The sequence below is a fragment of the Bradyrhizobium yuanmingense genome, from assembly GCF_025200905.1.
GTDB classification, from domain to species: Bacteria; Pseudomonadota; Alphaproteobacteria; order Rhizobiales; family Xanthobacteraceae; genus Bradyrhizobium; species Bradyrhizobium yuanmingense.
This window is the reverse complement of the sequence record NZ_CP104173.1, coordinates 607,433-620,341: the sequence shown is the minus strand read 5'-3', so window position 1 is coordinate 620,341 and position 12,909 is coordinate 607,433. Positions and strand designations below refer to the sequence as shown.

The window sequence follows — 12,909 nt, the reverse complement described above, 5'->3', positions numbered from 1 at the left end:
CTTTGCACGCGAAGGTCGCTAGTCTCTCCTGATACGTTCAGGGAGGGGAATATGGCACAACGCGAAGAAATGCTCGCAGTGGTCCGGCGCGCCTATGCCGCACGCGACAATGATGATGCCGAGGGTCTGGTCGCCGCTTTTGATCCCAAGGGTCTGTTCACCTTGATGGGGGACAAGAATGCACTCGAATTGACGGGAAGCGTGGAGGGACACCCAAGCCTGCGTGGTGCCTTCAGCAAATTGATCGAAGACTTCGGTTTCGAAGGCCGCGAGATCCTGGCTGAGCTGGTTGACGGAGATAGGATCGCCATCCATTCCCGCGTCGACGTTCGATATCGTCCGACCGGAAAGGCGGTCAGCACCGAGATCCTGGACCTGTTCAGATTTCAGGACGGCAAGATCGTCGAGTTGATCGAGTTCGCGGATACGGCGCAGGTCAAGGCGATGATTTCCTGACGGACGCTGAGATGGATTGAAGCGCCCTCGCGCTAGGCCAGAAGATGAATGTCAGTCGGCTCCGGGTCTGCGCCCGCTGCCGTCAACATCGCGTGGACCTGACCTCGGTGGTGGGTTTGGTGATTGAAGAGTTGAACAGCAACCAGCGTCTTTGGCTTCTCGATCCGAGTTGAACCGTCTCCTGGATACCAAACAAGCATCCCGTTCAGGTCTGCGTCGCGCAATCGCGCTGACCACGCTTCGATTTCCTCGTTCCGTTGCAAGCGGAGCGCCTTGAAGGCCTCCCAATCCGAGGGATTTGCGAGGGAGTGCTTGATGGTTTCCTCCGGACGCGCGTTCCCTTTCAGCCGCTCCAGTATCAAGGCATCAGCCCAATAGAGATGGTTCAACGTAGCTGCAATCGACTGGAAGAACGCCCCCCGATCCTTCCAGCGATCCTCGTGGGTCAGCCGGTCGGCGGCAGCTACCAAAGAGGCGTTCTGCCAAGTGTTGTAGCGGGCCATAAGGCGGCAGTATTCGGCTGAGATCATTTTCTCAGGGCTCCAAAGGTTGTCGATGTTGGCTGATCTCAGGACGTTGCCCTAGACGTGCGCAAAGCAGGAAACTATCAACCTCAGACTTTGCCCGTTCGCAGCCCAAACAGCCGCTCGTCGTGAGGATAGCGCCCGACATGAGACACGCGGATGCGCGCCGCACCCACGTGTCTCGGATTGATGAGATAGTTCTGCGCAAACGGTACGATGACCGACGGCACCGACACCACGGCCGTGCGCATCTCGTCGAACCACGGCCTCAACACATCACGTGTCACCCTGGGATTCCCGGCCCAATTCGGCGATACTCTCTCAATATCGCTCAAGCTCACCTTTTCGACAGCCAGGTTATCAGGCACGTCAATACGAAGCAGTTGGTAGCTGGTCGGCAAGTCCTCCACATCAATTTCCAGATGCACCATCACTTCGAGCAGCGCCGAAGCCGGATGATCCGCGGCGTAGACCACGTGCCGGCCGCGATCGTGCCAGCGGCCGTCGGCCTTCAGGCCGCCGATACCGGAAAGATCGTCGAAATTGGAGATCCGCCAGATCCGCACGCCGAATCCTCAAGCGAGGATGCCGTGATCGATCCGATGCAACATCTCCTCAACCACGCGCGCTCCAGCCTCCGTCGCGAGGTATGCGAGCGGCGTCTCTCCGCCCAGCGCCTTCTTCGGCTTGCGCAGCCAGCGGTGCGCCTTTGCCGCATCGCCGAAGACATTTGCGGCGAGCCGGTCGACCCGCGCCAGCCGAACGGCCTTGTCGGTCTCCTCGACCGTCAGCGGCTCGCCGTCCGACAGCCGCCGCGCGAGCGTGCGCTTGGGCACGACGAGCGCGTGGATTTCGTCATCGCTGTAATTGGCAAGGCGTTTAAGCGCAGCGGGCTCGATGCGAAACAATCTGTTGCCGTCGATCACGACGTCGAACAGCTCGGCCGAGGAGTGCGCTTCATCCGCGGTTCTGCCGAGCCCGAGCGACGGCGCATCGGTGATCGTCGAGAGCCCCGTGACCGCATCGAAATGCCCTCGCACGACAACAGCGCCGGGTTGCGGTTGATAGGTCTGGTCCGGCTCAGCGGCGGAGAGGCGTTCAAGCCCTGCCGAAGGAGATTTACGAGACCCCCTCTTATGGTCAGGCCGCTGAGTAAGGGCCGACGCTGCAATCGCCTTGATCTGCTTGCTAGTCTGGGAGCCGGGGGCGCGAACGCCCCGCGAAGAATCTCGAGCAACGCCTTTGCCACTACGCTCGTTCTTACCCATAGTTTCTGCCTCGGCAGCCTCTTGCCAAATGCCAAAATAATCTTGCCAATTGGCATCTAAGCACATGCAGTGATGGATTCAAGCGTCGTCGCACTTGGGCTCAAACCGCAATCCGCGGGCGATCACCAAGTAGCGGTGAGCAATGCCCCGCCAACATTTTGGCTGGTCTAACGATGCGTCGAAATTCAGCGGTCGGAGCAATGCTGCATCGCGCGCCAATCACTGCGATCGTTGGTACAGTTGGGTGGGCTCGAACCACCGACCTCCTGTTCCACAGACAGGCGCTCTAACCAACTGAGCTACAACTGCATCCTTGCGAGCCGCGCCTTGGGCTGCCTGAAAAGGCTTGATGCCTGAGGGGGCTGGACGGGGCGGAAACTAGGTGCAACGGCCGGGTTTGGCAAGGCCGCAATGGGGTGAAAAACCGGGTGAAAGCACCCTCGGTGCGGGCAAATCGGGCGGTGGCGGGCATCGAGGTGTTGCGCTCCCCCCTCGAGGCAGGGCACCGCATATGACGCTGGCGCTTCGGACGCACAAGCCTCCACATCGTCATGGCCGGGCTTGTCCCGGCCATCCACGGCTTCTGCCCGCGGCACCTAGAACGTGGATGCCCGGGCCTTCGCCGCGCCGAAGCGGCTTCGGCCGCGCAGGCGGGACACGCCCGGGCATTACGACCATTCTTGGGTTTCCGCATGGGGAAACGGGAGAGGCGAAGAAAAAACCCGGGCCTTTCGGGCCCGGGTTTCGCATCTCACACCAATCCTCTCCGCTCAGGCGGCGGGCGGATAGTACTTGGAGGCGGTGGCCTTGATCGGCTCGGCGGTCTCGGTGGCGACGCGCTGGGTGAGCTCGACCAGCTCCTTGGCCTGGGACTGGAAGGTCTCGAGCTGCTTGCGGGCGTGGCCGGTCCACAGCTCCATCGCTTCGGTCGGCGACTTGGCGCCGAACAGCTGCTGGGCGAAGTCGAGCTGGGCGCTCGAATTGGCCTTCATGAACTCGACCAGCTTGGCGGTGTACTCGCTCGCGCCCTTCGAGGCCGACGTGAACACGGCCTCGACGGTGCCGTTGTGGGTCTCGGCGGCGTCCTTGAACTTGGCGTAGTTCTCGCGGGCCTGCGCCGCGCCCTTCTCGGCGAACGCACGCACCTGCTCGGGAACCTCGAACGGGATGATCGAGGCAGAAAACGGATCAGTCGCACCTGTCATGTTGGTCCCTCACGCTAATTGAAAAAATGGAGTGAGCCTTTCTGGCGCGCCCGCCGGCCCCGACCATGGGCCCTGCGCATTGAGCGGGTACGAAGACTGGAAACGCGAAACAATGAGATGGCTCGCCCAGCGCCAGAATTATGGCTGCCTATCATGTCAACATTGTGCATCGCAACGCGGCAGAGGGGTGCGATGCGAAATTTAATCTCGGGGAGGATGAGGTTCCGGTATGGGGGAACCGGGGGTTGAGGTAGTGGGATGCGCCCGGCAACACACGCGCTCTTACCCTCCCCTGGATGGGGAGGGTCGGCTCGCAACGCGTCAGCGATGCGAGCCGGGGTGGGGTGATCTCTCCGCTACCGCCTGTGGGGAGAGACTGTCACCCCACCTCGGTTCGCTCTCCGCTTCGCTGCGTGCGAACCGATCCACGGGCGAGCTACGCTCGTCCCGGACCCTCCAGGGGAGGATGGGGACCTGAGATGCCGCGCGGGTGCGTCTCTTCGCAAGCGCCCCACCCCTTGAATCCCTTGGATGCAACGTCGGCTCGGCTTGCGGGGTTGACGGGATTAAGGTTATCGCCGCTTGGGGATCCATCGCGGGCTTTGGGCCGTGGACCTGGTCGCGCCTTCCGGGCGATACTAACCCTTTCTTAAGGCTGTCATTCCCGGCAGCCGCCACTCGTGAAGCGTGAGATGCAGCCGGCCTGATGACGCGTTCGGATTTCCAGTTGCGAGGGGTGGGCGATCCGCGGCTGGCCGTGCATGCGACCTCTGCCCTGCCGGCCTGGCTATGGTCGACCGACGGCGCGCGCGTGCTGTGGGCCAATCCGGTCGGCGCAAAACTGTTCGGCGCGGCCAACAGCGCCGGCCTTGCGGACAAGGTGTTCGGCCCCGCCGACAGCCATCGCCGCCAAATCGTCAGGCTCGCCCCCCAGCTGCCGGCGAACGGCGCAATGCGGCTGCAGCGGCTGCGCGGCTTCGGCGCCCGGTTAGGGGCGCTGATGACCTGTGCTTGCGCGCGGCTCGACTTTGCCGACGGCGGCCATGCGGTTCTGGTCATCGCGATGGACCCGACGCTGCGCACCATGCCGCTGGTCGAGCGGCTGCATCGGCTGGTCGCCGGCGCCAAGGTGCCGATGGCGGCGTTCGCGCCGGACGGGCTGTTCGTCGGCGCGAGCGAGGCCGCGCGCCCCCTGCTCGGCTTCCGCGATCTGCTCGAGGCCGGCCTCGATCGCGCCCGCAGCGATGCGCTGGCAACCGGCCGCGCCGCAGCGCCGATCGGCATCGGCCAGATGGTGCTGCAACGGGTTGGCAGCGGCGCCGATATCGGCCTGGTCGCGCTGATCGAGCCGGCCGCCTCCACGGCGGCGCACGAGGCCGCGCCCGACGTCACGCCCGCGCAGCCTCCGGCCGCGGTGCCGGAGGACGCACAGCCTGCGCCAGACGAGGCACCGTCTGCGATTGCGCTGTTCGACGCATTCACTGAGCCGGCCGAACCGCCCGCCGAGACGATTGCGCCGACGCCGGAGCCGGTCGTCCCCGCGGCGGCCAAAACTCCGGTTGAAAACCAGCCGCAAGCCATTGTGTCGCCGCAGCCCGCGCCGATCAATGCGGGCATGGTCGAGCCGACTTCGGGCCAGGACTCCCAAGAGCCGCCCGCACCGCGTCAGCATCCGCTGCGCTTCCTCTGGCAGATGGATGAAGAGGGCCGCTTTGTGCTCGGCTCCGATGAATTCATCCGCCTGATGGGCACGCATACGGCCGCCGGCTTCGGCCGCCCCTGGCGCGAGATCGCCGAGGAATTCTCGCTCGATCCCGAGGGGCGCGTGGCGAAGGCGCTCGAAAGCAAGGATACCTGGGCCGGCATCACAGTGAACTGGCCGGCCGACGGCGGCGAGCACATTCCGGTCGAGCTCGCGGGCCTGCCGGTCTACGACCGCAACCGTGAATTCGCCGGCTTCCGCGGCTTCGGCGTCTGCCGCGATCTCGACGCGCTCAACCGGCTCGAGGCGCTCAGGCGCTTCGAGCTGCTGGTCGAGCCGCCGGCACAGGATCGCTCCACTGAGGCCGTCGCGTCCGATGCGGAGCCCGAGCCTGAAGCGGCGGCGGAAGCTGAGGCGGAGGGCGAAGCAGAGGCACCGCCGATCGCGCCATCCGAGCCTGAGCCGCAAGCCGAGCCTGAACCGCAAGCCGAACCCGACCTGCCAGAGCCCACAAGCGAGACTTCACACCCAACCGAACTGGACACGCCCGTGGAAACGCCTCCCAATGTCGTGCCGTTCCGCGTCGCCGGCGATACGCGGCCGCCGACGCTGACGCCGGTCGAGAACAGCGCGTTCAACGAGCTCGCGCGGCAATTGTCCGAGCGGCTCGAACGCGAGCGCGAGACCATCACGACCGACGCGGCCGGACCAGTGGCGGAGATCAGCGCCGAAGCACCGGAGCCGGAGCCGCCGCAGGCCGCCGCCGAATGGCTGACCGAGCCGGCACCGCCGCCGCGCGGGATGAGCGCGCGCGACCGCACGCTGCTCGACCTGTTGCCGACGGGCATCCTGATCTACCGGCTCGACCGCCTGCTCTACGCCAATCCCGCCTTCCTCGCGCGCATCGGCTATGACAGCCTGAACGCGCTGGAGCATGCCGGCGGGCTGGATGCGCTCTATGTCGAGCCGGGCGTGTCGGCGGCCAGCAGCACCACGCAAGGCGGCACGCCCGTCACGATCAGCGCGACGGCGCCAAATGGCGAAGCGCCGCCGGCCGCGACGGAAGCGCATCTGCACACGATCGAGTGGGACGGCGACAGCGCGCATGCACTGATCTGCGCGCTGCCGCAGGCGGCGCCGATCGCGGCGGCTGCTGTCGCAGAGACCGTGGTGGCCGCAGAGCCTGACGCCGCGGACGCGGAGCCCGCGGCCGGCGATGCCGATGCCGAGGATCTCGCCGCCATCCTCGACACCACGGCGGAGGGCATCGTGATGTTCGACGCCGAAGGCAACATCCACGCCTGTAACCGCAGCGCGGAGGCGCTGTTCGGCTATGACGGCGAGGCGCTGCTGCAGCAGAATTTGCTGACGCTGTTCGCCCCCGAGAGCCAGCAGATCGTCGCGGATTATCTGGAAAGCCTGAAGAGCCAGGACATCTCCAGCCTGCTCGATCACGGCCGCGAGGTGCTGGGCCGCGAGAAGAAGGGCGGCGTCATTCCGCTTGCGATGATCATGGGGCGCACCCGCCCCGACGGGCCGAACTTCTTCGCCGTGTTCCGCGATCTCTCGCACGCGAAGAAGGGCGAGAGCGAATTGACGAAGGCCCGCCGCCTCGTCGACGGCGCAGCGAACGCCAAGGCCGACATGCTGGCGCGGATCAGCCACGAGATCCGCACGCCGCTCAACGCCATCATCGGCTTTGCCGAGGTGATGATCTCCGAGCGCTTCGGCGCGCTCGGCAACGAGCGCTACGGCGAATACATGAAGGACATCCGCGCTTCCGGCGAGCGCGTCATCGCCATCATCGACGACCTCCTGGAGCTGTCGCGGATCGAGACCGGCAAGCTCGATCTGAATTTCGCGAATTTGAACCTGAACGATTTGGTCGAGGCCTGCGTGACGGTGATGCAGCCGCAGGCCAACCGCGAGCGCATCATCATCCGCACCTCGCTCGCCCATGCGCTGCCGCAGGTGAGCGTCGATGCGCGCGCGATGCGGCAGATCACCATGAACCTGATCTCGAACTCGATCCGGCTCGCCAGCGCCGGCGGCCAGGTCATCGTCTCGACCGCGCTGACCGATCGCGGCGAGATCGCGCTGCGCATCCGCGACACCGGCCATGGCCTTTCCGAGCGCGAAGTCGCCGCCGCGATGGAGCCGTTCCGCACGCCGCCGCCGGGCGATGCCGCCGACAGCTCGGCGCTGAGCCTGTCGCTGACCAAAGCGCTGGTCGAAGCCAACCGCGCCCGGTTCAACATCAAGAGCGCCGGCCACGGCACGCTGATCGAGGTGGTGCTCGCGCCCGCGCTGGCGGGGGCGTAGGGCGCGGCACGCTCAAGCGTCATTCCGGGGCGCGCCTCTTGGCGCGAGCCCGGAATCCATCGATCCGCATCAATGGTGGTGCAATGGATTCCGGGCTCGTCGCTTCGCGACGCCCCGGAATGACGGCGGGGCTCACGCCGCCCGCACCGTCTCCAAAAACCTGCTCACCTCGATCTTCAGCCGGCTGCTGTCGTTCGACAGCGATTGCGCCGCGGACAGCACCTGCGAGGAGGCGGATCCCGTCTCGGTCGCGCCCTGGCGCACGCTGGAGATGTTGGCGCTGACCTGCGTGGTGCCGGCGGCGGCGCTTTGGACGTTGCGCGAGATCTCGCTGGTCGCGGCGCCCTGCTCTTCCACCGCGGCCGCGATGGTGGAGGAGATTTCGGACAGGCGCTCGATGGTGCCGCCGATGGTCTTGATCGCACCGACGGAATCCTGCGTCGCGACCTGGATGCTCGAGATCTGCTGACCGATGTCGCCGGTCGCCTTCGCGGTCTGCTCGGCCAGCGCCTTCACTTCCGAAGCCACCACGGCAAAGCCGCGTCCGGCCTCGCCCGCACGCGCGGCCTCGATGGTGGCGTTCAGCGCGAGCAGATTGGTCTGGCCGGCGATGGCGTTGATGAGCTCGACCACGTCGCCGATGCGCGCGGCCGCCTTGGACAATTCGCTGACGCGGTCATTGGTCTGCCCGGCCTGGGTGACGGCCTCGCCCGCCATGCGCGCGGAGGCCTGCACCTGGCGGCTGATCTCGTTGACGGAGGCGGTCAGCTCCTCGGCGGCGGACGCCACCGACTGCACGTTGGTCGCCGCTTCCTCGGACGCCGCCTCGACCAGCGTGGCAAGCTCGGTCGAGCGGCTGGCGGTCGTGGTCAGCGACGTCGCCGACGCCTCGAGCTCATTGGCCGCCGACGACACGGTCTCGACGATCTCGCCGATCGCCCCTTCGAAATCGTCCGCCATCCTGATCATGTCGGCGCGGCGGCGCTCGGCGGCGAGCTTGTCCTGCCTGATCTTCTCTTCGGCCTCCTCCTGCGCCTTCCGCTCGGCGTTGATCTTGAAAGTCTCGACGGCTTGCGCGATCTCGCCGATCTCGTCGGGCCGGCCGAGGCCGGGAAGAACGATGGCGAAATTGCCGTTGGCAAGCTCGATCATCGCCGCGCGCATCGCGGTCAAAGGCCTCGAGACCGAACGTCCGATGAAGATGCCGAGGCCGAGCACGCTCGTCGCAATCAGCGCGATCGCCACCGCAATCCAGAACTGGATGCTGGTGCGCTCGGCCTCGTTGAGACGGTCGGCATCGGCACGGATGCGGTCGACCGATGTCGAGACCTGCTCGATCACGGGCTCGACCGACGCGAAGGCCTCGGACATCGCCTTCGATTCGGCCGCCAGCTTCAGCGCGGTCTCCATCCAGGCGGAGAAGTCGCGCTGATAGTCGGCGAGCTTCTGGCGCAGCTCGGCCTTGGCGCCGTCGGCAATGGCTGCCGCATCGAGCCCGGCGGCAAACTCCGACGCGCGCTTCTTCATCTCCTCGCCATATCTGGCGTTCCGGCGCAGCATGAAATCCTTCTCATGCCGGCGCATCATCAGCATGATCACCTTGAGCTCGGAATTCTGGAACTGGTCGACCTGGCTCTCGATACCGTGGACGGAAGCGCGCAGGCGGCCTTCGAGCCCGGACTTCTCGTCGAGGCCGAGCCGCTGTCGTTCCTCCACCACCGCGGCGAAGCGGGCCTGATAGGTCTTCAGCGACGCATTCATCGCGTCGATCTTCTGCGCCAGCTCGGGCTGGCCGAGCGCTGCGATCTTGCCGCGGAGCGTCTCGATGTCGAGGGCCACCTGCCGGCCGATCTCGACCTGTCGCTGCGCCCTGGCCGGATCGCTGCGCAACAGAAAATCCTTCTCGGCGCGGCGCGCCTCGAGCAGCTCGACCGCGATCCTGTTGTTCAGCTCGAACACGGTGCGCGCATCCTCGGCCGCGTCGCGATAGACGCCCATCCTCCGCTCGCCGTAGAGGTGAATGCCGCCGATCAGGACGACGCCGATGACGCCAATGACGCCGATCGCGGTGATCTTGTGAGTGAGTCGCAGGGAGAGGAGCCGCATCTAACGAGAACCCGCTGGTGATCGATACGCTTGATGAGGCGATAAAGCGTAAAAACTTCCGTTAATTTGCGGGCACGTACGAATACGTGTATTTGTCACAATGCTCGCTTCTGTGCACGGTTGCGTGCACAAGTAGGTTCCAGAAAATGAAACACGGCGCCCAGCGGCGCCGTGTTTGCAACGTTCAAGCCGTGGTTGGATCGGCTCAGCTATAGATCTCGAACAGGCCGGCGCCGCCTTGGCCGCCGCCGATGCACATCGTCACCACGCCCCACTTGGCCTTGCGGCGGGCGCCTTCCTGCAGCAGATGGCCGGTGAGACGGGCGCCGGTCATGCCGAAGGGGTGGCCGATCGCGATCGAGCCGCCGTTGACGTTGTACTTGGCGGGATCGATGCCGAGCTGGTCGCGGCAATACAGGCACTGGCTGGCGAAGGCCTCGTTGAGCTCCCACAGATCGATGTCGTCGATCTTGAGGCCGGTGCGCTTGAGGAGCTTCGGAATCGCGAACACCGGGCCGATGCCCATCTCGTCCGGCTCGCAGCCGGCGGTGGCCCAGGCGACGAAGCGGCCGAGCGGCTTGAGGCCGCGCTTCTCGGCGTCCTTGGCTTCCATCAGCACCACGGCGGCGGCGCCGTCGGAGAGCTGGCTGGCATTGCCGGCGGTGACGAACTTGCCGGGGCCCTTCACCGGCTCGAGTTTTGCCAATCCTTCCATCGTCGTTTCGGGGCGATTGCATTCGTCGCGATCGACGGTGTAGTCCACGATCGACTCGGCCTTGGTCTGCTTGTCGACGACCTTCATCTTGGTCTTCATCGGGACGATCTCGTCCTTGAACTTGTTCGCCTGCTGGGCCGCGGCCATACGGCGCTGCGATTCCAGCGAGAACTCGTCCTGATATTCACGGCTGAGCTTGTAGCGCTCGGCGACGATGTCGGCGGTGTCGATCATCGCCATGAAGATGTCGGGGGCGACCTTGAGCAGCTCCGGATCCACCGATTCCTTCGGCGTGCCGCCGCCGGGAATCGAGATGCTCTCGACGCCGCCGGCGACGATGCAATCGGCGCCGTCGGAGCGGATCGAGTTCGCGGCCATCGCGATGGTCTGCAGGCCCGACGAGCAGAAGCGGTTCACCGACACGCCGGCGGTGGTCTTCGGCAGCCCCGCGAGCAGCGCGGCCTGGCGGCCGATGTTCGGTGCGCCATGGGCGCAATTGCCGAGATAGCAGTCCTCGACATAGTCCTTCTCGACGCCGGCGCGGTCCACCGCGTGATGAATGGCGTGGGCCGCGAGCGACATCGGCGGCGTGATGTTGAACCCGCCGCGGCCGGATTTCGCCAGGCCCGTGCGCGCATAGGAAACGATGACGGCTTCACGCATTGTTTTCTCCCTTGTCGAGCGATTTGGAACGGAGCGTCCTGACGCCATTGGTACACAAAGATTGGGGGTGGGGAAAATGAAAACGCCGCCTCCGGCGATGGAGACGGCGTTGTTCCGCGTGTCGGAATATATGATATGATGATCGTCATTCCGGGGCGTGCGCGCCCGCTCTATCCACACGTCATGCCCGGGCTTGTCCCGCCTGCGCGGCCGAAGCCGCTTCGGCGCGGCGAAGGCCCGGGCATCCACGTTCTTCGCGCGAGCGGCAAGACGTGGATGGCCGGGTCATAGGCGAGCGGAAGCGACGCCGTCCTTCGGACAGCTATGCCCGGCCATGACGCCGGTGGGAGCCGCTCAGAACGTCAGCGCCTTGGCCTGCTTGACCTGCGGCAGGGCCTGCACCTTGGCGAGCACGTCGGCCGGCACCACACCGTCGACCTCGACCAGCGCAATGGCATCGCTGCCCGGAGCGACCCGGCCGAGATGGAAGGTCGCGATGTTAATCTTGGCGTCGCCCAGAAGCCCCGCGAACTTGCCGATGAAGCCCGGCTTGTCCTCGTTGGTGACGTAGATCATCGACTTGCCGAACTCGGCGTCGACGCGGATGCCCTTGATGTCGACGAGGCGCGGCTTGCCGTCTGCATAAACGGTGCCCGAGACCGACCGCTCCTGCCGCTCGGTGGTGACCGTGACGGTGATCAGGCTCTCATAATCGCTCTGCGCGGCGCGGACGATCTCGTCCACCACCATGCCGCGCTCCTTGGCGACGACCGGCGCGGACACGACGTTGACCTCGCCCAGCATGGGCCGCAGCAGGCCCGACAGCACCGCGGAGGTGATCGCCTTGATCTTCATCTCGGCGACGTGGCCCTCATAGGTGATCTCGACCTTGAGGATGCCGCTCTCGGTGAGCTGGCCGGCGAACGAGCCGAGCTTCTCGGCGAGCGCGATGAACGGTTTCAGCTTCGGCGCTTCTTCCGCCGTGATCGAGGGGAAGTTGACCGCGTTCGAGATCGCGCCGGTGAGCAGGTAATCCGACATCTGCTCGGCAACCTGCAGCGCGACGTTCTCCTGAGCCTCGGTGGTGGAGGCGCCGAGATGCGGCGTGCAGATCACGTTGGGATGGCCGAACAGCACGCTCTTGGTCGCGGGCTCCTCGACGAAGACGTCGAAGGCGGCGCCGGCAATGTGCTTGGCGTTGAGCGCATCGACCACCGCCTGCTCGTCGACGAGACCGCCGCGGGCGCAATTGATCAGGCGCACGCCCTTCTTCATCTTGGCGATCGCGGCCGCGTCGATGATGTTCTTGGTCTTCTCGGTCAGCGGCGTGTGCAGCGTGATGAAGTCGGCGCGCCTGAGCAGATCGTCGAGATCGACCTTCTCGACGCCGATGTCCTTGGCGCGCTCCGGCGACAGGAACGGGTCGAACGCGATCACCTTCATGCGCAGGCCGAGCGCGCGGTCGGCGACGATCGAGCCGATATTGCCGCAGCCGACGACGCCCAGCACCTTGCCGGTGATCTCCACGCCCATGAAGCGGTTCTTCTCCCACTTGCCGGCCTGCGTCGAGGCATCGGCCTGCGGGATCTCGCGGGCGAGCGCGAGCATCAGGGTGATGGCGTGCTCGGCGGTCGTGATCGAATTGCCGAACGGTGTGTTCATCACGATGATGCCCTTGGCCGTCGCGGCCGGGATCTCGACATTGTCGACGCCGATGCCGGCGCGGCCGATCACCTTCAGCCTGGCCGCCTTCTCGAGGATCTTGGCGGTCGCCTTGGTCGCGGAGCGGATCGCAAGGCCGTCGTAATTGCCGATGATCTCGGCCAGCTTGTCCTTGTCCTTGCCGAGATTGGGCTGGAAGTCGACCTCGACGCCGCGATCCCTGAAGATCTGCACGGCAGCGGGCGAGAGCGCGTCGGAAATGAGAACTTTGGGTTTGGTCATGGGG

Annotated in this window: 9 protein-coding genes and 1 tRNA gene; 2 read left to right on the top strand and 8 right to left on the bottom strand. The window is 65.6% G+C overall.

The window, feature by feature from the left end; genetic code table 11:
- Window positions 1–51 precede the first annotated feature (51 nt).
- Window positions 52–456 (top strand): nuclear transport factor 2 family protein, encoded by a 405-nt coding sequence (locus N2605_RS02995; protein WP_036009529.1) that lies wholly within the window; start codon window positions 52–54, stop codon window positions 454–456.
- 32 nt (window positions 457–488) lie between these two features.
- Here the strand turns inward: N2605_RS02995 and N2605_RS02990 are convergent, their stop codons facing one another.
- The 5 genes from N2605_RS02990 to N2605_RS02970 all read right to left on the bottom strand — a co-directional run bounded on the left by N2605_RS02990 (window position 489) and on the right by N2605_RS02970 (window position 3,453).
- Window positions 489–986 (bottom strand): DinB family protein, encoded by a 498-nt coding sequence (locus N2605_RS02990; RefSeq protein ID WP_036009528.1) that lies wholly within the window; start codon window positions 984–986, stop codon window positions 489–491.
- 83 nt (window positions 987–1,069) lie between these two features.
- Window positions 1,070–1,546 carry an RES family NAD+ phosphorylase gene (locus tag N2605_RS02985; RefSeq protein ID WP_036009526.1) on the bottom strand — a complete coding sequence of 159 codons (477 nt, stop codon included), beginning with the start codon at window positions 1,544–1,546 and terminating at the stop codon, window positions 1,070–1,072.
- A 9-nt stretch (window positions 1,547–1,555) separates the two neighbouring features.
- Window positions 1,556–2,248, bottom strand: coding sequence for a type II RES/Xre toxin-antitoxin system antitoxin (gene parS, locus N2605_RS02980; protein WP_081493056.1), 693 nt, complete (start codon window positions 2,246–2,248; stop codon window positions 1,556–1,558).
- Window positions 2,249–2,480: 232 nt separating this feature from the next.
- A tRNA-His gene (locus N2605_RS02975) sits at window positions 2,481–2,557 on the bottom strand.
- Window positions 2,558–3,018: 461 nt separating this feature from the next.
- On the bottom strand, window positions 3,019–3,453 hold the full coding sequence (locus tag N2605_RS02970) for a phasin (RefSeq protein ID WP_260345768.1): 435 nt from the start codon (window positions 3,451–3,453) through the stop codon (window positions 3,019–3,021).
- 706 nt (window positions 3,454–4,159) lie between these two features.
- On the opposite strand from N2605_RS02970, the gene N2605_RS02965 reads away from it, so the two are divergent.
- Complete coding sequence (locus N2605_RS02965) at window positions 4,160–7,477, top strand: PAS domain-containing sensor histidine kinase (RefSeq protein ID WP_260345767.1); 3,318 nt, start codon at window positions 4,160–4,162, stop codon at window positions 7,475–7,477.
- A 132-nt stretch (window positions 7,478–7,609) separates the two neighbouring features.
- On the opposite strand, the gene N2605_RS02960 is transcribed toward N2605_RS02965, so the two are convergent.
- The 3 genes from N2605_RS02960 to serA all read right to left on the bottom strand — a co-directional run bounded on the left by N2605_RS02960 (window position 7,610) and on the right by serA (window position 12,905).
- Complete coding sequence (locus N2605_RS02960) at window positions 7,610–9,583, bottom strand: methyl-accepting chemotaxis protein (protein ID WP_225148074.1); 1,974 nt, start codon at window positions 9,581–9,583, stop codon at window positions 7,610–7,612.
- A gap of 205 nt (window positions 9,584–9,788) precedes the next feature.
- Window positions 9,789–10,961: a thiolase family protein gene (locus tag N2605_RS02955; protein WP_057027707.1), complete on the bottom strand. Its 1,173-nt coding sequence runs from the start codon at window positions 10,959–10,961 to the stop codon at window positions 9,789–9,791.
- 354 nt (window positions 10,962–11,315) lie between these two features.
- Window positions 11,316–12,905: a phosphoglycerate dehydrogenase gene (gene serA / locus N2605_RS02950; RefSeq protein WP_036030940.1), complete on the bottom strand. Its 1,590-nt coding sequence runs from the start codon at window positions 12,903–12,905 to the stop codon at window positions 11,316–11,318.
- Window positions 12,906–12,909 lie beyond the last annotated feature (4 nt).